Raw genomic sequence first — 20,001 nt, 5'->3', positions numbered from 1 at the left:
AGAAGTACCATGATTATTATATTATTAAAACCTGATTAGTTTCCTTTCTTTACTTTTTTCAATTCTTTTCCGCCAGGAATATTAAGATCATTTGCCAGTTTAGATACTTGCTTTAGATCTATATTACCCGTAATAGTAAGTATAACAGTTCCTGGCCCGTCATGATTATCATTTCCTTCCAGATACATGAACAATTCTTTTACATAATCCTCACTGCTTCCTGGTTTTACATAAAACTTAATGTTTTCGCCATCATCACTCTTTACTCGCATTAACTCATCCAGAGAAGAATTTTTAAGGTAACTATCAACATCACTTCTCATTTTTTGGCTTACTTCTTTATTATCAGTAACAAATACTTTGATATTATTAATATTTTCTACCAGATTAAGGTATTGCTGTGTTTCTTTATCTGAGCTTTCAAAATCAATTTTGCTAAGTAGTTTAAACATCTTGCTTGTCATAACCATAGAGGTTACATCTTTCATGTTTTCGTACTTATCAAAATTACTTTGTGCGTTCGATACATATGGTAAAACAGCCAGTACTAATATAATTGCTAACTTTTTCATATCACTTAATTTAAATTATTAACCCGATGTCATTCGAGATTGTTGTTGTTTTTATTTTATAAATTTATTTTTAGTGTTTTCAAATTCTTTCAGGTACACTAATTCCTGTTTACCCTCATTCATATATTGTGAAACCATATTGAGGATTTTTTTGGTTTCCTGTAATGCTATTTCTGGATCTTCATACGTTCCTAAGTTTTTATCCGGCTTTGTTGGCTGATTTGTTAAAAATATTCCTGCAATCAAAGCTACAGATGCGGCTACACCAACCCAGGCATACCTGGTTTTTCTTCGGGTGTTTAGTTTTAGATCCTTAGTAGCGGTTATGGTACTCTCCTGAGAAAAAAATTGAAATAGATCTTTGTATCTCTCCAGGTGCTCCGGCACAGTTTCTCTGGTAAAATAAACCTTTAATTCTTTTTCTTCAGAAATGGTCGTTTCGCCTTCAAAATACTTTTCTAATAATTTTTCTATGTTAGACAACTCCATAATTGTGTTTTTTTAATAATGCTTCTCTAATTTTTTTTCTTCCTCTTGATAAGGCAACTCTCACTGCCGTTTCATTAATTCCTAGCATTTCTGCTATTTCTGGATTATTGTATTGTTCTATATCTCTAAGCTGAATAATCATTCTTTGTTGTTCTGGCAGATTATCCATAATCTTACCAACCCAATCGAGACTATCTCTAGCTTCTACTTGTCTTTGTAACGAAGGTTGCTCATCTTTATAATTACTATGAACAATCTTCAGGTTTCCGGTTTCTTTGGCCTTAAGTTTATCATAACAATAATTTTTGGTCATTGTCATGGCAAAAGCTTCTACATTTTTATATTCAGCCATTTTACTTTTATTCTTCCACAGTTTCAGCAATACTTCTTGTGTAGCATCTTCTGCTTCTTCATTGCTTACAAGTAAACGCTTGGCTAACCTAAAAAGTTTATCCTTAAATCCGTTTGTAAGCGTTATAAATGCTCCTTCTCTCATTTTGGTGGTTTGGTTTGTATAAAACTTTGTCAGCTTTATATTAGGGAGACGACTATGTATGTAATTTGTTACATTCTTTTTTAAAATTATAATAAAGTCGTTACATTTAACGCTTATATACTGTATCAGATCCAAATGTAATATATCATTCCTTAGTATATGTCTACTGTAATCGGAATGATTATTGTGATTTTGTATTTGATACAAAAAACAAAAAAATAGGAAATACATGAAGTACCTAAAATATTTTGCTCTATTATTACTCTTCGGAAATGTACTTACAGGATGTTTTGATGACAATGATGATGTACAGCAAGTATCTAGCACCTTAGAAATCAATGATTATATTTGGAAAGGCATGAATGTCTTTTATTTGTATAAAGCAGATGTTCCTGATTTGGCAGATAATCGCTTTCCTTCTAATCAAGACTTTACTCAATTCTTACAAGGGTTTTCTTCTCCGCAAGCTATTTTTGATGCATTGCAATCTAATGTAGATGATTTTAGTTTTCTGGTTGATGATTATGTAGCATTAGAACAAGCGTTTGATGGTATCACAAGGAATAATGGTATGGAATTCGGTTTGGTGGGTTATCCAAATGACGCTAACAATGTTTTCGGATATGTGCGTTATATCCTTCCTGGTACTGATGCTGAAACAAAAGGATTAAAACGAGGTGATGTCTTTAATACTGTAAATGGTACTCAACTCACCAGAAGTAACTTTAGAGAATTATTGGATCCCGATACCTATACTATTGGGTTAGCAACTTATGATGGAACTGATATAACCCCAACAAGTACTTCTGTTTCTCTTACTAAGGTTCAATATACCGAGAATCCTGTTTTTATTGCTAATACAATAGATGTGGGTGGTAGCCCGGTAGGATATCTTATGTATAATGCTTTTACTGCAGATTTTGACACACAACTCAACGCTGCTTTTGCACAGTTTTCTGCCGATGGAATTACTGATTTGGTATTAGATTTACGGTACAACGGTGGTGGATCTGTGGCAAGTGCCATTGATCTCTCTAGCATGATTACCGGACAATTTAATGGTGAGATCTTTACCACAGAGGAATGGAACGCAGATCGACAGGATCAATTTGGTAGTGTTAATCGTTTTGATAATCAAATACGTACAGGAGAAGCTATTAATAACCTTAATTTGACTAGAGTATATATTTTAACGACCAGAAGTTCTGCTTCTGCAAGTGAGTTAGTTATTAATGGTCTTGATCCTTATATTAATGTAGTACAAGTTGGATCTACCTCTAGAGGAAAGTTTCAGGCTTCTATCACACTATATGATTCAGACAATTTTGGACGACAAGGTGCCGATCCCGGACATACATATGCTATGCAACCCTTAGTCCTTAAATCAATTAATTCTGTAGGTTTTACAGATTATTTTGATGGCTTTACTCCAGAGATAGAAATCGAAGAAGATTTTACAAATCTAGGAACTTTGGGTAATGAAAATGAGCCATTATTAAAAGCTGCTCTGGATAATATATTAGGAACCAGAAGTGCAAAAAGCTATCATAGTATTCGATTAGAAAGCGTTGGAAATAGTAATATGTATGATGCTAATTATGAACGCATGTATCGAGATATAGATTTGTCTAAAACAGAATAACATTTATTTTTAAATTAAAAAAAAGCTCTCAATCTAGATTGAGAGCTTTTTTTATGGATTATTAATTTATTTTTAAAATTTTAAATCAAATCCTATTCTGGCATTTCTTCCTCTTGTACTAAATCCAAAAACTTCTTGGTAATCTTCATTAGTAATATTATTCATTGCTGCATATACGGTCAAATTATTCATCAATTTGTGACTAATATAAAAATCTAACAGCCCAAACTCTTTTAAAGTAACAGGAGTAAACGTAGCAAAATCAGTATCCGATCTTTCTGTATTATATTGATAACGTATTGAAGTATAAGTCTTTTTATTTAACTGATATCCAACACTTGCATTAACCATATGCTCAGGAATTCGAATATTATCATCTAATTTATCAATATTGGTATACGTATAATTAGCATTTACAGATAATTTATCCTCTACTGTTTTTGCCGATATTTCTACTTCTACCCCATCTACTTTAATATCATCAACAGAGTTAATATTTACAAAAGTAGTAGGATCAAAAGTGATAAAATTCTCTGATTCGCGATTAAAATAAACTACACTCACTCTGGCTTTATTCTCGTGCGATAATTCTACACCCCCTTCTATAGTAGTACTTTCTTCTGGTGATAAATCAGGATTACCACTCAAAAATGCAACATCATACAACTGAAATAAAGACGGGGTAATATAAGCTGTGCTATATGAAGACAATGCTTTAATATAATTATCACCAAATTTATACGTATATGAAGGGTTCACATTATATACCATCTCATTACCATAGACACTATGAATATTTAGTCTTGCACCCGCATTAACATTCAAACCAAACTCAGAAGTGTACACAACATTAATATAAGGATCAATAATATCAAATTCTGCTTCATTATCACTTATCGTTTCTTCTAAACCAGAACTCCCAAAAGGAATACTTAAAAGATTAAAATCACTATATGACCCATTTACCCCCACCACAGTATATAGAGTGTTATTAAAGTTATATTTATTATATGCATCAAAAGTAAATACATCGCTCTCATATTTTGATGGGAAACCAGATGCAGTAAGATCTCTTTCCAGTGTTGCTATACTGTTTGTAAATGTAAAACTACCATTAGGGTACTTGAATTCCCAGAAAGATCCAGCTCGTAGCTGTTGACTCTCGAATTGATTGTCACCATCTATTCCTGCAGCCACATCAAAATCATTTTTATATTGATCTAAATTCCCAAAAAAATGAAACTTAAAATTATCATCCCACTTATACCCTAATTTTGCATATACATTAAACTTTGAAAACGCATCACTTTCTGCTCCTTCTGCTTCTGCAGCCGATAATCCATCTGTAAATTGATTACTCAAACTTGCCAAATAGTTGACCTTACCAACTGTTCCATTAACAGAAGCTAAATTCACAAAATCATTGATATCATAATCCTGATCATCTTGAGATTGATTTGTACCGATACTTGATTGAAAATTTGCCGAAATCTTTTTCTTACTTTCTGTTTTTGTTATGATATTGATCACTGCAGCTGATGCACCAGAGCCATATAAAGTACTTGAGGCTCCTTTAAGAATTTCTATTTCTTGTATTTGATTGACTGATAATAACCTTAAATCAAAATCTCCTGATATAGCCGAAGGATCACTAACTGTTATCCCATCAACTCTAATCACTACTTGACGATTTCGTCCTCCACGAACCGAAACTCCTCGTTCCTGACCTGCTGCGCTCCCATTACCATTAATTATTACTCCTGCAGCCCTGCTAAGTATTGTAGCCACAGATTGCCCTTGACTGCGTTCTAATTCTTCGGCAGTAATTTTGGTAATCACCTTACCAATTTGCTCTCTTTTTAAACCAAATTTAGAATCAGAAATAAAAACCTCTTCCAATTCGTTTACCTTTTCGTCTTCTTGAATTTCTTGTCCAATTGCAAAATAGGACCCCAGCAATAGAAATGCTGCTCCAAAAAACATTTTTTTGTTCATTACTTAAATACTTTATTTTTTTACAATAACCGGAAAAAAGTATGTAGTTTACCCATACCCAAACCTTTGTCCCGAAAGTTTGATTTATGCTGAATAAAGGCAGGTCTCCTGACTCACGTCTTGTTGTTTACCTTCCCGTTTGAACTGAACTCGTTTCAGTTTCTTTTAAATTGATTAAAAAGATGCTGAAACAAATTCGGCACAAGCAGTGGTTTATAAAGAATTAACAACAAGCATCCTTTTTTAAAGGACAAAGTTTACAGTTGCGGGAACAGCTCAGGAATTATTAACTCTAAAATCAGAATTAATGCACCTAATTCCCTTTTAATCTTCAACTCTTTGAATAGAGTATCAGAACCAGAATTCTGGGCGAAAGTATTATATTTTCTGGAATTTCGGATTACTTTAGCGAATAAATATGTATTCACCTACCTTTGCCTTCTTAAAAACCAATTTTAACAATGCTATATTACATTACAGGAGGAGAACGTTCTGGTAAAAGCAACTATGCCCAAAACCTGGCGTTACAGTTATCTAACAACCCGTATTACCTAGCTACATCTCGTATTTGGGATGACAATCATCGCCAACGTATAGATCGACATGTAGCAGATCGGGATGAACGTTGGATCTCCATTGAAGAAGAAAAAGAACTCTCTAAAGTAATTCAAAGTTCTAGTGTAGTGGTTATTGATTGCGTAACTTTATGGCTTACCAATTTTTTTGTGGATACAGAAAATAATATCGAATTATCACTAGCACAAGCAAAAGCAGAATTTGATAAGCTTTTAAAAATTGAAGCCACAATACTCATTATTTCTAACGAAATAGGAATGGGGGTTCATGCCACAACCGAAGTTGGCAGAAAATTCACAGAACTGCAAGGTTGGATGAATCAACATATCGCCAAACATGCAGATAAAGCCATATTAATGGTTTCGGGGATTCCCGTCGAAATTAAAGGTTCTAAATAACTTAAATATACTATGAATTTTGATGTAAAACCTATCTTCAATAACAACCTTGAAGCAATACTGCAAAATAAAATTAATACCAAAACAAAACCTATTGGCGCATTGGGAACACTGGAAACAATAGCTTTACAAATAGGTATGATTCAAAATACAGATCAACCTAATTTAAAAAACCCTACAATTGTTGTTTTTGCTGGGGATCATGGTATTGCTGAGAAAGGTGAAGTTAATCCATATCCACAAGAAGTTACTGCACAAATGGTTTATAATTTCTTAAACCAAGGTGCTGCCATTAATGTATTTTGTAAACAAAATAATATCGATCTTAAAATCGTAGATGCAGGAGTAAATCACGATTTTGGAATTACTCCTGGATTAATTGATGCTAAAATTGATTTTGGAACCAAAAATTACCAAGACAAACCCGCCATGAATGCAGAACAATGCAGTCTGGCGATACAAAAAGGCGCTGATATTGTCATAGATACTCATGCTACTGGATGTAATAGTATTGGTTTTGGCGAAATGGGAATCGGAAATACATCTGCCGCTTCATTATTGATGTCATATTTCACAAAGATTCCAGTGACAGAATGTGTAGGTTCTGGAACAGGGTTGGACACTTCAGCTATTAAAATCAAACAACAAATTTTATCTAAAGTTTACCAAGAATATACACCTTCTTCTCCTCTTGAAGCATTAGCAGCTTTTGGGGGGTTCGAAATTGCTATGATTGTTGGTGCCATTTTAAAAGCTGCAGAACTCAAAATGACAATAATGATCGATGGTTTTATAGTAACAGCTGCATTTCTTGCTGCTTATGATATACATCCCGAGGTTTTGGATTATTGCATATTTACACACACCTCGGGAGAACAGGGACATAAAAAAATGCTTGAATTCTTACAAAAAGAACCCATACTTAATCTCGATATGCGATTAGGAGAAGGAACTGGAGCGGCGGTTGCTTATCCTATCATCAAATCGGCAGTAGCTTTTTTAAATAACATGGCTAGTTTTGAGAGTGCAGGGGTTTCTGGTAATGAATAACATATTTTCTATCAAAAACGATCCGGAAAAAAACCTAACAGCAAAATGATCGAATTAATTTAGCGTAATGAAAAAAGGGATATTATCTGTTATTGTTGCTACGATGGGAATCTATTTTGTATACTGGTTTAATCGTGGTATTTGTGAAACTATTATTTTATCTTCAGATACAACAAATGTTTCAGAATTCTCATTACATACATTTGGTAATGTTTATAAAATTATGACCGTTAGTATTGGTTTATTGGGGCTTTATTTAGGCGTAATTTCAATGAAAAACAAAAAGAAGATTGCAATAACCGGTATTATCTTATCAATTATTGTTATCATTATTTCATTTCTTCCGCTTTGCGAATACTATCTTCGTTTTAAAACACCTGTTAATCCATAAACTCCAATTTCAGAATAAAAAAACAATAGCTATCATGAAAAAAGAAATCTATATTTTCTTCACAGCATTAATGTTTTTTACGCGTATTCCTTGTCCAAAATGGGTGAATCATGACCCTCAATATTTAAGACTTAGTTCAAAATACTTCCCTCTAATCGGTATTATTGTAGGTAGCATTGGTGCTTTGATTTATTATGGCGCTTCTTTTCTTTTCTCAACAGAAATCTCATTATTATTATCCATATTCGCTACTGTTTACGCTACAGGAGCATTTCATGAAGATGGATTTGCAGATGTTTGTGATGGTTTTGGCGGTGGATGGACCAAAGAAAAGATTCTTCTAATTATGAAAGATTCTCGATTGGGAACTTATGGTACTGTTGGATTATTATTAATTCTTGGAGTAAAATTTGCTGCCTTAAGAGAAACCAATACATCATATATCCCATTGATACTTATCTCGGGACATAGTCTAAGTCGGTTTATTGCTACAACCCTAATTTTCACCCATCCCTATGTACGAGACGCAGAAGACAGTAAAGCTAAACCTGCCGCAAAAAGCATGACCATTTCTATGCTAATAATAAGTAGTATTTTTGGAATTGCTCCATTGTTTTTTTTCAAAAACCCATGGATATTTCTTACATTGATCCCTATGTATGTCTCCAAAATGTTTCTTGCATATAAGTTCAAAAAATGGATTGGAGGTCAAACAGGAGACTGTGCCGGTGCTGTACAACAACTAAGTGAAGTGGTATTTTATCTCACAATAATAGCTCTATGGAAATATATCTGGTAAGACATACAACTCCGAATATAGAAAAAGGTATATGTTATGGTCAAAGTGATATTGGTATTACAGATTCCTTTCCTTCTGAAGTAAAAAAAATACATCAAAAGATACCCATTTCTGAAGTTTCTAAAGTGTATAGTAGCCCTTTACAAAGGTGCAGGTTATTAGCAGAAACTTTTAAAAAAGAGATAACTATTGATGACCGATTAAAAGAATTAAACTTTGGAGATTGGGAATTAAAACTGTGGGATTCTATCCATAGTAAAGTATTAGATCCATGGATGAATGATTTTGTTAATGTTACTGTTCCCAATGGCGAATCTTATATCATGCTTCAAAAACGAGTAGTAGAATTCTTTAATTCTTTAGATACTACTTCTGATGCAAAAAATATTATTGTCTCGCATGCTGGTCCAATACGAGCATTATTAGCGTATTTACGAAACATTGAACTTAAAGATTCTTTTGATATTAAAATAGCATACGGAGAAGTGGTTGTGATATAGACCTGGTGTAATCTTTTGAAACAGTTTAAGACATTTCTCAATGAATTATGGTATAGATTATAAACATTCAATTAAAAGATATTTTAGGTTTATACTTATTCTGATTTAATTATTTTTACAAAAACGATCTTTATGCGTACTATTCTTATTCTGATATTGGTAGTTACCTTACAATCTTCTTGTAAAAAAGCACCTGATGAAACCAAGCCACTTACCGTTATGTATCTGGCGCCACAAACATTAGAATATGCTTCTGGATTTACTATTTTAAATAAGGAAAACTATAAAGAAATCAAGGTTACAACTCCTTGGCCAGATGCAGAAGAAGAGCTAACATATATTCTATATCCTAAAGGAACAGAAAAACCATTTAAAGCTGCAAATACTGTATTTGTAGAAGTCCCTATAGAAAGAGTTGTGGTTACTTCTACTACAGATGTACCGATGTTAGAATATCTTAATCTTGAGCAAAAATTAGTTGGATTTCCTCATACTGATTACATTTCTTCAGAAAAAACCCGTGCTTTGATAGATAATGGCACTATTAAAGAACTAGGCAAAGAATATAATCTAAACACTGAAGTTGTACTTGAGCTCTCTCCAGAATTAATCATAGGATTTTCGGCCACCGGAGATACAAAAGCATATGATCTGATTCAAAAAACCGGAATCCCTGTAGTCATGAATGGCTCCTGGATGGAGCAACATCCTTTAGGCAGAGCAGAATGGATAAAATTTGTAGCAGCATTCTTCGGAAAAGAAGCGGCTGCAGAAGAACGATTTCAAAAAATTAAAAAAGACTACAATAAAGCCGTAACTCTTGCTCAAGATGTAACACATGCACCTACTGTTATATCCGGTAGTATGTTTAAGGATGTATGGTATATTCCTGGTGGAAATAGTTATTTTGCAAAGATTTTAAAAGATGCTAACACAAATTATTTGTGGTCAGATATCAATAAATCAGGAAGTTTGACGTTAAGTTTTGAAAGTGTTTTGGATAAAGGTCAACATGCCGATTTATGGATACGATCAGGGAGTTCTAAATCACTATCAGAACTCAAAGGAAAGAATCATCAATATGCATTATTTGATGCATTTAAAAATAAAACCGTATATTCTTCAACATTAAAAATGGGTAGTAAAGGAGGATCTATTTACTATGAATTAGGACCAATGCGTCCGGATTTAATTTTAAAAGACATTATTCATATCGCACACCCTGAAGTATTAACCAATTACGAACCTTATTTTTTCGAAAAACTTAATTAATTGATTCCCAACAAATCATATAAGCGCGTTTTTATTGGTATTGTTTTACTCCTGATTGTTTGTTTTATTACTAACATCAGCCTGGGTTCTGTCTTTATTCCCTGGCTAGACACCTTAAGTAGTTTGGTTAACGGTCCGGTTGACAAGGAATCCTGGAGGCATATTATTGTTGATTATAGGTTGCCAAAAGCGATTACTGCAATTATTGTAGGTAGTGGATTAGGAGTTTCGGGCTTATTAATGCAAACTCTTTTTAGAAACCCGTTGGCTGGACCTTTTGTTCTTGGTATTAGTTCTGGAGCAACACTTGGAGTTGCTATTTTAATTTTGGGAAGTGCTTTGGCTGGAGGAACAACATTTATTTTCTTAACTTCAAAATGGGGATTAATTATTGCTTCCAGTTTAGGAAGTATACTCGTCTTATTTGCCGTTATGGTGGTCTCAGCAAGAGTTAGAGATACCATGGCTATTTTGATTATCGGACTTATGTTTGGTAGCATTACTTCTGCGATAGTAAGTGTACTTTCTTACTTTGCTCCTGCTGATCAATTACAACAATATGTTTTCTGGGAATTTGGTAGCCTCGGAAATCTTTCCTGGAATGATCTACTTATTTTTTCTGGGATATCAATCTTAGGAATGTTATTATCCATACTCGCCATAAAACCATTAAACACATTACTATTAGGTGAAAATTATGCGAGAAGTCTTGGTTTAAATATAAAAGCCAGTCGTTTTCTTATCATTGCAGCTACAGGTTTACTAGCCGGTAGCATCACTGCTTTTGCAGGGCCAATTGCATTCATTGGTTTAGCCGTACCGCACCTTACTCGTCAATTATTTCATACTTCAGATCACAAAACATTGATTCCGGCAGTAGTATTACTTGGGAGCATTATTATGCTGGTTTGTGATAGTATAGCTCAATTACCAACTAGTGAATACACTTTACCAATTAATGCTATCACTTCCTTAATAGGGGCACCTGTAGTGATCTGGCTATTGGTTCGAAAAAGAAAAATGCTGTTCTAAAACTATTCATATTTAGGTACTAATAACATTAGTATAAAATGATATTCAAAAATCATATTTATTTGAAATAGAATAAGTATCCTATAAAGTTGTATTTTTATAAGAAAACATCTAATAATGAATGCATCAGAATACTTAGAAGGAATCCAAAAACAATTTAAGTATTATCAATCATTGGGCAAAAAGACGATAGCACAGTTACCAGAAGAAAAACTTTTTTGGCAATATAATGATGATAGTAATAGTATTGCAATTATTGTCAAACATCTATGGGGGAATATGAAATCTCGTTGGACAAATTTTTTAACAGAAGATGGCGAAAAAAAATGGAGGCAACGTGATGCTGAGTTTGTTAATGACATTAAAACAAAAGAAGAACTTTTAATCAAATGGCATGATGGATGGAAATGTCTTTTTGAAGCTTTGGAGAGTATTAATGACGATAATTTTGATCAACCCATTTATGTTCGAAATATAGAACACAGTATCACTGAAGCAATCAATCGTCAATTAGCGCATTATTCATATCATATCGGTCAAATTGTTTTTTTAGGAAAAATGATTACAGGACAACAATGGCAAAGTCTCTCTATTCCAAAAGGAGAATCTTCGGTATATAATGAAAAACGATTTGCTAATCCCAAGCATAAAGCACATTACACTGATAAGCTGATGGAGGACGATACAAATTAGAATTGGGAATTCATAAAAATAGTCAATAACTCCCATTGGTTTGTTAATAACTATGGTTTTCTGCATATCGAAATCCTTGTAGATTACGATTATATTTGCCAAAACCGTACATAATAAATCACACATGAAATTCATAGTATCTAGTTCATACTTACTTAAGCAACTGCAGGTATTAGGTGGTGTAATTAGTAATAGCAATACCTTACCGATCTTAGATAACTTCTTATTTGAATTAGACAATAATTCATTATTGGTTTCTGCATCTGATCTTGAGACCACAATGTCTGCAAAATTAGAAGTAGAATCTGCAGATCAGGGAACCATTGCTGTGCCTGCCAAATTATTATTGGAAACACTTAAAACTTTTCCTGAGCAACCATTAACTTTTGTTGTGGCAGATAATAACACTATAGAAATTAGTTCTAATCATGGTAAATATGCATTGGCTTATGCAGATGGTGAAGAATTCCCTAAAGCTGTAGAATTAGAAGATCCTAGTGCTACTAATATTTTGGGTGATGTACTCGCTACTGCGGTAAGCAAAACTATTTTTGCCACTGGTAATGATGATCTTAGACCTGTAATGAGTGGTGTGTTTTTTCAATTTTCGACAGAAGGGCTCACTTTTGTAGCCACAGATGCTCATAAATTAGTTAAATATACTCGTGAAGATATCAAAGCTTCTCAATCTGCTGAGTTTATTATGCCTAAAAAACCTTTAAATTTATTAAAAGGAATTTTGGCTGGTAGTGACACAGAAGTATTAATAGAATATAATGAGGCTAATGCAAAATTCACTTTTGATGAGACTCAATTAATTTGTAGATTAATCGATGGAAAATATCCAAACTATGAGGCTGTTATTCCAAAAGAAAACCCTAACAAATTAACAATTGCAAGAACGCAGTTCTTAAATTCAGTTCGTAGGGTATCTATTTTCTCTAATAAAACAACACATCAAATCCGTTTAAAAATTGCTGGAGCAGAGTTAAATGTATCTGCAGAAGATATAGATTACTCTAATAAAGCAGAAGAACGTTTAACATGTGACTATCAAGGAGACGATATGCAGATAGGATTCAATTCTCGTTTTCTTAGTGAAATGTTGAATAACCTTAATGCTGATGAAGTACAACTTGAAATGTCACTTCCTAACCGTGCAGGAATCCTTACTCCAATTGATGGATTAGACGAGGGAGAACATGTAACAATGTTAGTAATGCCTGTAATGCTAAATAACTAATACACTAGCTAAATAACCACTATATTTAGATCCAACCATATTATTGTGGTTGGATTTTTTTATATTTTAATTTAAAAATAAAGATCAATTATAATAATTCAATAACAAAAAATCCCTGTTAAGGTTATTTAAAATAAAAAGATAAAAATCAATCTTTTATATACATTTACCATAATCACAAACAACCATTCAACGTATTTGATTATGACAAAGTATCTAACTACCATCGCTTTTCTATTCATTACCTCCTACTCTATTGCCCAAAGTATAACAGATCAGGAATTAAATAAATTGTCTCTCACTTATGCCAAAACATCATTTGATGAACTTGTTGATCTCCTAAGTTTACCCAATGATGCACATTTCCCTAAAGACATCGAAAAAAACTTTAAATGGTGTAAAAAAGCGTTTACAGATAGAGGATTCTCTACTCAACAACTCACAACAAAAAAAATCCCATTATTATTAGCTAGCAAAAACTATAAAAAAGCAAAGAAAACGGTTTTGGTTTATCTTCAGGTCGATGGACAACCAGTGGATACTACAAAATGGTTTCAGGATAATCCTTATAGAGCCACATTAAAAGAATTTAATGATCAAGATAAATCATGGAATACAATTTCATTAAGTCAATTAAAAGACACCATTAATCCTGATTGGAGGATTTTTGCTCGGTCTACCTCTGATGCAAAAGGTCCTGTAGTCATGTTTCTAAAAGCGATGGATATTATAAATGACCTAAACTATGAGCCCGACTTCAATATTAAAGTGATTATGGACTTTGAGGAAGAAATTAGTTCGCCCAGATTACCTAAGGCTGTACTCGATTATAAAGATCAATTAGCTTCGGACATGTTAGTAATTTTTGATGGTCCAATGCATATTTCTAACAAACCCACATTAGCTTATGGAGCAAGAGGAATAACAACGTTATCTCTTGAGGTCTTTGGTCCCAGAGCACCTCAACACAGTGGCCATTATGGTAATTATGTTCCTAATCCAGCATTACGCCTTTCACAATTATTAGCCTCTATGATGCAAGATGATGGTCGCGTAGCTATACCGGGGTGGTATGACGGAATAGAAATTTCTGAAGAAACAAAAAAGATACTGAATCAAGTTCCGGATGATGAACAAACGATGAGAAAAAAATTAGGTATTGCCTCAATTGATAATATCGCAGAGACCTATCAGGAATCAATACAATATCCATCGTTAGGAATCCTAGGGATAAAATCTGGGTGGGTTGGCACAAAAAGAAGAACTATTATTCCTTCAAGTGCAATTGCCGAAATGAATATTAGATTAGTCAAAGAAACTAATGCTAAACATATGGTAGATTTGGTGAAAAATCATATTGTAAATCAAGGGTATCATATTATAGATAGCGTCCCTACTGAAGAAGAACGTATGAAATACAAAAAAATCATTCGTTTTAATCATCAAATAGCATATGATGCTTTTAGAACAGATTTTAATACTGAAATTGGACAATGGCTTAGAAATGCTATAACAAGAGCTTTTGGTAAATCTCCCATACAAATACGAACTGGTGGTGGTTCCATTCCTATTTCACCATTTGTGAATACCCTAAACATTCCTGCGGTTATCGTTCCCACCGTAAATAAAGATAATAATCAACATAGTCCAAACGAGAATATTCGAGTTGGAAACTATATAGACGGTATCAAAACCATTACAGCAATATTAACTCAAAAGTTATAAAAATGATAACCATTCCCGCAAAAGATGGATATCAGCTTATGGGGCAATTATATACTCCTTCATCAAAAGTTACAAATAATAAAGTCTTAATTATAAATTCTGCAACAGCAGTCAGTAGAAAATTATATCATCACTATGCTACTTTTATGGCAGAGCATGGATACCATGTAATTACATATGATTATAGAGGTATTGCGGCGTCAAGACCAAAAAAACTGAGAGGGTTTAAGGCTACTTTCCTGGATTGGGGTGATAAAGATTTTGCAGGAGTCATAAATTACGTCAAAAAAGAATTTCCAAATCAAAAAATTCTTACTCTAGGGCATAGTATTGGAGGTACTATTATCGGTATGACAGAAAAAAACACTGAAATCAGTGGAGTAATAACTGTTGGAGCACAAACTGCATATTATAAAGATTGGCCAAAGAAGCAAAGAGCTAAGATTTATTTCTTATGGCATATTATACTTCCCTGGATTACCAATGTTGTTGGTTATTTTCCAGGTAAAAAACTTGGAATGCTCGAGGATGTTCCAAAGGGAGTGATACATCAGTGGCATAATAGAAGAAAGCATACCGATATAAAAAAACAACTAGAAAATAATGGTGTGAAATTATTTTATAATACCTATCAATCAAAATTGCTTACTTTAGGCATAGAAGATGATCCCATAGGAACAGAACAAGCAATAAAAAGAATACATAATCTATTTAAATCAAATCAAAAAGAGATTGAAATTATTCGTTTAGAAGAGATTTTAACCGATAAAATTGGTCATTTTGGATTTTTTAGACGAAAATTTAAGGAAACTCTTTGGATAAAGACAGTAAAATGGTTTGATAACTTATAATATAAATATTAAAACAAATGGATAACACCTATTCGTCAATCGGACTAGGAACAGCTGCTATTGGCAGACCACAATATATTAATATAAGAAGAGAAGAAAATACGCCTATTACTTTAGAAGATTTTCGAAAAAAAAGTTGGCAAACCTTAGAATATGCATATCAACACGGAATTCGATATTTTGATACTGCTCCGGGATATGGATTAGCAGAAGAATTGCTTATAGATTGGGTCTCTTCAAAAAATGATTCGACTATTGAAATAGCAACAAAATGGGGATACACATATACCGCAAACTTTGATCCTAAAGCCACACAACATGAGATAAAGGAACATAGTATTTCTAAATTAAACGAACAGTGGCAACAGTCTAAAAAGATACTTCCTTATTTAAAAATGTATCAGATTCATTCTGCAACATTTGAATCTGGTGTTTTAGAAAATGAGGTTGTTTTAAAAAGATTAGCTCAACTAAAATCAAAACATAATCTGATGATTGGAGTTACCACTTCTGGTGCTAATCAACTAGAAGTTATACAAAAAGCACTTGAAGTTGAAGTTGAAGGACATTCTTTATTTGATGCATTTCAGATCACTTATAATATTCTTGATCAGAGTTTATTGAATATCATAAAAACAATACATACAAAAAATAAAAAAATCGTCATAAAAGAAGCATTGGCTAACGGACGTCTACTCCCGAATAACAGCTATCCAAATTATCAAAAATTGTACATTTTTTTACAAGAACTTGCAGATAAATATCAAGTTGGAATTGATGCCATAGCTTTACGGTTTTGTATTGATACTGTGGATCCTTACAAAGTACTTAGTGGGGCTTCAAATCAATCTCATGTCAATGATAATCTTAAAAGTACAACATTTGTACTTGATTCAAAAGAAATAGAAGGTCTACGGTCTTTCAAATCACAACCAATTCAATATTGGTCTGAGCGAAAAAAGTTATCATGGAATTAATTTTTTGTTTGACAACATATAAATTAGCTGACCTACATTAGATTTTCGACATATAACATGAAAAAATTATTAAGTTATTTACTTCCGTTTACCAAAGAAATTCCCTCTAAAATTAATGGTACTTTAGAGATCACTTTGATGAATGGAAAAAAGGTATTAGACAGTCAAAATGCTAATTATTCTTATGGTACATTACAAAAATTACTTACTTATGGGCTATCACAAATAGATATTCCTGAGGATAGTCAAATTCTATTATTAGGTCTTGGGGGAGGAAGTATCATACACCCTTTGCAAGAAAAGTTCAATCATAAAGGAAAAATCACTGCGGTAGAAATTGACGAAGTCATCATAAAAATTGCAAAAAATGAATTTGATATTACTGGTAGCTCAACTCTTGAAATTATATGTGATGATGCACTCCACTATGTTAATCAATGTACCAAACAATTCGAAATCATAATCATTGATATTTTTATTGATAACCAGGTCCCTGAACCATTTTACGAAGAAGAATTTTGGAAAAAAATAATTGATTTAATACCTCCCAAAGGAAAAGTGGTGTTTAATGCTGGGATTAATCTGAAAGAAAATACTAAAATCAAACAACTAAAATCAAAATTCAAATCTCAAATTGAGTTCATTCAATATAACAATGTACAAGGAACAAATACATTACTTATAGGAGAAAAGAAGTGATTTTTAAACGTTAAAAAAATCAATATATTTTTCTATACTTCTAGCAAAACCATAATTTTAGATGCTAACTATGACAAAATAATGACCAAACAAAAGTTAAAAGATCGTCACAATACTATTAAACCCTATATTCATAGAACTCCTGTCCTTACATCGAGATTACTAAATGAAATTTCTGGAACAACACTATTTTTTAAATGTGAAAATTTTCAGAGAATGGGAGCTTTTAAAATGCGTGGAGCTGCCAGTGCTATTTCAAAATTGTCAGAAGCACAAAAGTCCAAAGGTGTTGTCACGCATTCTTCTGGTAATTTTGCCCAGGCATTATCTTTAGCCGCATTGAGCTTAGGAGTAAAAGCATATATCGTGATGCCATCTAACGCTCCTCAAGTAAAAAAAGATGCCGTAAAAGGGTATAAAGGTGAGATTATTGAGTGCCCTCCCACTCTAGAAGATAGAGAACAAGCTGCTGACTTAATTCAAAAAGAAAAAGGAGCCACTTTTATACACCCTTCTGATAATCTGGACGTAATACTTGGACAAGGAACTGCTGCATTAGAGTTATTAGAAGATCACTCTGATCTCGAATATATCCTAACTCCTGTTGGAGGTGGCGGACTTATTGCCGGAACAGCATTAGCAGCTCATTTTTATGGTAATAACTGTAAAGTTATTGGTGGTGAACCTTTTGAAGTTGATGATGCTTACCGTTCTTTACAAAGTGGCAAAATTGAAACTAATGATACCATAAATACAATTGCAGACGGATTAAAAACACAATTAGGAGATATTAATTTTCCTATAATCCAAAAACACGTTTCAGAAATTATTAGAGTTGAAGAACAAGAAATTATTAACGCAATGCGATTGATTTGGGAACGAATGAAAATTATAATAGAACCTTCTTGTGCAGTTCCTTTTGCTGCTTTGCTTAGAGAAAAAGAAAAGTTCAAACATAAAAAGGTAGGGATTATTCTCTCTGGTGGAAATGTAGATTTGGGAAATCTACCATTCTAAAGAATTGTGAAATAAAACATATCTAATTATGACAAGGCATTCAAAAATAATATTTTTTATTATTCTCTGAGTTTATCGTAACAACCATATTATTCTTGTTGTAAAACAGCATATACCTACTCCTCTTTTTTTATTTTTTGTATATCTTAGGTATGAAATAACTTAAAACCTTAAACACTATCCTTTTTGGTTAGCTGTTGACACTAATTTCATGAAAAACAAACTACTCTTATTCATACTTTTTCTTACCATTATTTCATGTAGCAATGACAAAAAAGAAAAAGAGCCAGCCAATACATCTACTACAACAGAAATACCTAAAGAGTATATTACTTCTGATTTTAGAAAAAACGGAATATATTCAAATTTAAATCTTACAACAGAAGCTCAGTGGGATAGTGTTAATCAATTAAAACATCATTCTAAGCCAGTACCCAGACATCGTCTTCGTAAAGAATATAAAACCTTTGGATGGCATTTATACTCTAGTGGTTCTGCTTATAAAAGTTACAATTTCTCTTTATTATGGGGTATTTCATATTTTTCTTATCAAGTTAATCCTGAAACAGGAAGTTATAAAAGTATACATCAATGGAAAACCACAGCACTTATAGATAGTGCAAAAGTTCATCAATGTAAAGTGTTTCTTTCTGTTTCAAATTTTGGATCAAAAAACAATTCTAAATTTTTATCTAATCCAAAAGCTCAGGAGACTCTTATAGATAGTTTAACATCTTTACTGAAATTAAGAGATGCAGATGGAATAAATATAGATTTTGAAGGAGTACCCAAAAAAAACAAGCAAGCTTTTAGTAATTTTTTAATTAATCTATCTACCAAATTACACACTTCGAATCCTAAATATTCTATTTCTTTAGCGCTATATGCTGTTGACCGAAACAGGATTTTTGATATCAAAACAATAAATCCTTATATTGATGTATATACGTTGATGGGATATGATTATTATGGAAGTTTCAGTGATCAGGCTGGTCCCATATCTCCATTAAATAGTAGTAAACAATGGGGCGAAAACAGCGTATCACATTCAATAGACTATTACTTGAATGAAGGTGTGGATCCTAATAATCTAATTGTTGGACTCCCTTATTATGGAGGAGAATGGCAAACCAAAACTGTATCAATTCCCAGCAAGACAGATCATTTTATTAAACACTATTCCTATACCAGAATTAAAGAAATATTAGAATCTAATCGATTAGGGATAGCGTATGATACTATAAGTTCTAGTGCCTACTCCGTTTTTAAAAGTAAAGAAGGTAAACCAAAACAAATATGGTTTGAAGATAGTTTATCACTATCTCATAAATACGATTGGATCAAGAGTAAAAAGCTATCCGGAATTGGAATATGGGCTTTGGGGTATGATCATGGAAATACTGAATTATGGGAGTTATTAGCTAATAAATTTGGAGAAAAAAAAGAATAGTCTACCTAGAATCATAGCCTCCAAAAATAATATTTCTAACATAAATTTCCTTTTCTAAACCACATTATCAAATTTTTAACACCTCCTCATATCCCCCTTAAAATCAAATCCTAAGCTCTTTTAATCCTAACTAA

At 32.7% G+C, this 20,001-nt stretch carries 20 protein-coding genes and 1 riboswitch; of the genes, 16 read left to right on the top strand and 4 right to left on the bottom strand.

The window, feature by feature from the left end; all coding sequences use genetic code 11:
• Positions 1-35: 35 nt before the first annotated feature.
• Genes DK442_RS24610 through DK442_RS24600 form a run of 3 tightly spaced genes read right to left on the bottom strand, consistent with a single transcriptional unit; the run spans position 36 to position 1,557 of the window.
• Positions 36-572, bottom strand: coding sequence for a DUF4252 domain-containing protein (locus tag DK442_RS24610; protein ID WP_109438575.1), 537 nt, complete (start codon positions 570-572; stop codon positions 36-38).
• Positions 573-623: 51 nt separating this feature from the next.
• A complete protein-coding gene (locus tag DK442_RS24605) occupies positions 624-1,061 on the bottom strand; it encodes a hypothetical protein (RefSeq protein ID WP_109438574.1) in 438 nt (145 codons plus the stop codon).
• Complete coding sequence (locus DK442_RS24600) at positions 1,048-1,557, bottom strand: RNA polymerase sigma factor (protein WP_109438573.1); 510 nt, start codon at positions 1,555-1,557, stop codon at positions 1,048-1,050. The genes DK442_RS24605 and DK442_RS24600 overlap by 14 nt, the downstream gene beginning before the upstream one ends.
• Before the next feature lie 229 nt (positions 1,558-1,786).
• Here DK442_RS24600 and DK442_RS24595 point away from each other — a divergent pair, with 229 nt between their 5' ends.
• Positions 1,787-3,199 carry a S41 family peptidase gene (locus DK442_RS24595; protein WP_109438572.1) on the top strand — a complete coding sequence of 471 codons (1,413 nt, stop codon included), beginning with the start codon at positions 1,787-1,789 and terminating at the stop codon, positions 3,197-3,199.
• A 72-nt stretch (positions 3,200-3,271) separates the two neighbouring features.
• On the opposite strand, the gene DK442_RS24590 is transcribed toward DK442_RS24595, so the two are convergent.
• Positions 3,272-5,194, bottom strand: a complete 1,923-nt coding sequence (locus tag DK442_RS24590) for a TonB-dependent siderophore receptor (RefSeq protein WP_109438571.1) — start codon at positions 5,192-5,194, stop codon at positions 3,272-3,274.
• Between the two features lie 80 nt (positions 5,195-5,274).
• A riboswitch (cobalamin riboswitch) is annotated at positions 5,275-5,571 on the bottom strand.
• 84 nt (positions 5,572-5,655) lie between these two features.
• On the opposite strand from DK442_RS24590, the gene DK442_RS24585 reads away from it, so the two are divergent.
• The 15 genes from DK442_RS24585 (at position 5,656) to DK442_RS24515 (ending at position 19,867) form a co-directional block, all read left to right on the top strand.
• Positions 5,656-6,168 (top strand): bifunctional adenosylcobinamide kinase/adenosylcobinamide-phosphate guanylyltransferase, encoded by a 513-nt coding sequence (locus DK442_RS24585; RefSeq protein WP_109438570.1) that lies wholly within the window; start codon positions 5,656-5,658, stop codon positions 6,166-6,168.
• 12 nt (positions 6,169-6,180) lie between these two features.
• Entirely contained in the window at positions 6,181-7,218 is a 1,038-nt protein-coding gene (gene cobT / locus DK442_RS24580) for a nicotinate-nucleotide--dimethylbenzimidazole phosphoribosyltransferase (protein WP_109438569.1), read from the top strand.
• A 67-nt stretch (positions 7,219-7,285) separates the two neighbouring features.
• The gene (locus DK442_RS24575) at positions 7,286-7,609 is read left to right on the top strand and encodes a hypothetical protein (RefSeq protein WP_109438568.1); all 324 of its coding nucleotides are present in this window, start codon (positions 7,286-7,288) and stop codon (positions 7,607-7,609) included.
• A 34-nt stretch (positions 7,610-7,643) separates the two neighbouring features.
• Positions 7,644-8,408 carry an adenosylcobinamide-GDP ribazoletransferase gene (locus DK442_RS24570; protein ID WP_109438567.1) on the top strand — a complete coding sequence of 255 codons (765 nt, stop codon included), beginning with the start codon at positions 7,644-7,646 and terminating at the stop codon, positions 8,406-8,408.
• Positions 8,390-8,908: an alpha-ribazole phosphatase gene (cobC, locus tag DK442_RS24565; RefSeq protein WP_109438566.1), complete on the top strand. Its 519-nt coding sequence runs from the start codon at positions 8,390-8,392 to the stop codon at positions 8,906-8,908. Before DK442_RS24570 ends, cobC begins: the two co-directional genes overlap by 19 nt.
• Positions 8,909-9,040: 132 nt before the next feature.
• Positions 9,041-10,180: an ABC transporter substrate-binding protein gene (locus DK442_RS24560; protein WP_109438565.1), complete on the top strand. Its 1,140-nt coding sequence runs from the start codon at positions 9,041-9,043 to the stop codon at positions 10,178-10,180.
• Positions 10,181-11,212, top strand: a complete 1,032-nt coding sequence (locus tag DK442_RS24555) for an iron ABC transporter permease (RefSeq protein WP_109438564.1) — start codon at positions 10,181-10,183, stop codon at positions 11,210-11,212.
• Between the two features lie 117 nt (positions 11,213-11,329).
• Positions 11,330-11,905 carry a DUF1572 family protein gene (locus DK442_RS24550; protein ID WP_109438563.1) on the top strand — a complete coding sequence of 192 codons (576 nt, stop codon included), beginning with the start codon at positions 11,330-11,332 and terminating at the stop codon, positions 11,903-11,905.
• 124 nt (positions 11,906-12,029) lie between these two features.
• Positions 12,030-13,148 carry a DNA polymerase III subunit beta gene (gene dnaN / locus DK442_RS24545; RefSeq protein WP_109438562.1) on the top strand — a complete coding sequence of 373 codons (1,119 nt, stop codon included), beginning with the start codon at positions 12,030-12,032 and terminating at the stop codon, positions 13,146-13,148.
• Between the two features lie 204 nt (positions 13,149-13,352).
• A complete protein-coding gene (locus DK442_RS24540) occupies positions 13,353-14,873 on the top strand; it encodes a M20/M25/M40 family metallo-hydrolase (RefSeq protein WP_109438561.1) in 1,521 nt (506 codons plus the stop codon).
• A gap of 2 nt (positions 14,874-14,875) precedes the next feature.
• Positions 14,876-15,724, top strand: coding sequence for an alpha/beta fold hydrolase (locus DK442_RS24535; protein ID WP_109438560.1), 849 nt, complete (start codon positions 14,876-14,878; stop codon positions 15,722-15,724).
• A 17-nt stretch (positions 15,725-15,741) separates the two neighbouring features.
• Positions 15,742-16,701, top strand: coding sequence for an aldo/keto reductase (locus tag DK442_RS24530; RefSeq protein WP_109438559.1), 960 nt, complete (start codon positions 15,742-15,744; stop codon positions 16,699-16,701).
• A gap of 57 nt (positions 16,702-16,758) precedes the next feature.
• On the top strand, positions 16,759-17,400 hold the full coding sequence (locus tag DK442_RS24525) for a fused MFS/spermidine synthase (RefSeq protein ID WP_109438558.1): 642 nt from the start codon (positions 16,759-16,761) through the stop codon (positions 17,398-17,400).
• A gap of 81 nt (positions 17,401-17,481) precedes the next feature.
• Positions 17,482-18,417, top strand: coding sequence for a threonine/serine dehydratase (locus DK442_RS24520; RefSeq protein WP_109438557.1), 936 nt, complete (start codon positions 17,482-17,484; stop codon positions 18,415-18,417).
• Positions 18,418-18,628: 211 nt separating this feature from the next.
• On the top strand, positions 18,629-19,867 hold the full coding sequence (locus DK442_RS24515) for a glycosyl hydrolase family 18 protein (RefSeq protein WP_109438556.1): 1,239 nt from the start codon (positions 18,629-18,631) through the stop codon (positions 19,865-19,867).
• Positions 19,868-20,001 lie beyond the last annotated feature (134 nt).

The sequence above is a fragment of the Aquimarina sp. AU119 genome (assembly GCF_900312735.1).
GTDB classification, from domain to species: domain Bacteria; phylum Bacteroidota; class Bacteroidia; order Flavobacteriales; family Flavobacteriaceae; genus Aquimarina; species Aquimarina algiphila.
The sequence above is the reverse complement of the archived record's forward strand: the minus strand, read 5'-3'. Positions and strand labels throughout refer to the sequence as shown.

Bases quoted from the DNA above. Each gene is read 5' to 3' on its own strand.
- DK442_RS24610 (WP_109438575.1), bottom strand. From the start codon at position 572: ATGAAAAAGTTAGCAATTATATTAGTACTGGCTGTTTTACCATATGTA.
- DK442_RS24605 (WP_109438574.1), bottom strand. From the start codon at position 1,061: ATGGAGTTGTCTAACATAGAAAAATTATTAGAAAAGTATTTTGAAGGC.
- DK442_RS24600 (WP_109438573.1), bottom strand. From the start codon at position 1,557: ATGAGAGAAGGAGCATTTATAACGCTTACAAACGGATTTAAGGATAAA.
- DK442_RS24595 (WP_109438572.1), top strand. From the start codon at position 1,787: ATGAAGTACCTAAAATATTTTGCTCTATTATTACTCTTCGGAAATGTA.
- DK442_RS24590 (WP_109438571.1), bottom strand. From the start codon at position 5,194: ATGAACAAAAAAATGTTTTTTGGAGCAGCATTTCTATTGCTGGGGTCC.
- DK442_RS24585 (WP_109438570.1), top strand. From the start codon at position 5,656: ATGCTATATTACATTACAGGAGGAGAACGTTCTGGTAAAAGCAACTAT.
- cobT (WP_109438569.1), top strand. From the start codon at position 6,181: ATGAATTTTGATGTAAAACCTATCTTCAATAACAACCTTGAAGCAATA.
- DK442_RS24575 (WP_109438568.1), top strand. From the start codon at position 7,286: ATGAAAAAAGGGATATTATCTGTTATTGTTGCTACGATGGGAATCTAT.
- DK442_RS24570 (WP_109438567.1), top strand. From the start codon at position 7,644: ATGAAAAAAGAAATCTATATTTTCTTCACAGCATTAATGTTTTTTACG.
- cobC (WP_109438566.1), top strand. From the start codon at position 8,390: ATGGAAATATATCTGGTAAGACATACAACTCCGAATATAGAAAAAGGT.
- DK442_RS24560 (WP_109438565.1), top strand. From the start codon at position 9,041: ATGCGTACTATTCTTATTCTGATATTGGTAGTTACCTTACAATCTTCT.
- DK442_RS24550 (WP_109438563.1), top strand. From the start codon at position 11,330: ATGAATGCATCAGAATACTTAGAAGGAATCCAAAAACAATTTAAGTAT.
- dnaN (WP_109438562.1), top strand. From the start codon at position 12,030: ATGAAATTCATAGTATCTAGTTCATACTTACTTAAGCAACTGCAGGTA.
- DK442_RS24540 (WP_109438561.1), top strand. From the start codon at position 13,353: ATGACAAAGTATCTAACTACCATCGCTTTTCTATTCATTACCTCCTAC.
- DK442_RS24535 (WP_109438560.1), top strand. From the start codon at position 14,876: ATGATAACCATTCCCGCAAAAGATGGATATCAGCTTATGGGGCAATTA.
- DK442_RS24530 (WP_109438559.1), top strand. From the start codon at position 15,742: ATGGATAACACCTATTCGTCAATCGGACTAGGAACAGCTGCTATTGGC.
- DK442_RS24525 (WP_109438558.1), top strand. From the start codon at position 16,759: ATGAAAAAATTATTAAGTTATTTACTTCCGTTTACCAAAGAAATTCCC.
- DK442_RS24520 (WP_109438557.1), top strand. From the start codon at position 17,482: ATGACCAAACAAAAGTTAAAAGATCGTCACAATACTATTAAACCCTAT.
- DK442_RS24515 (WP_109438556.1), top strand. From the start codon at position 18,629: ATGAAAAACAAACTACTCTTATTCATACTTTTTCTTACCATTATTTCA.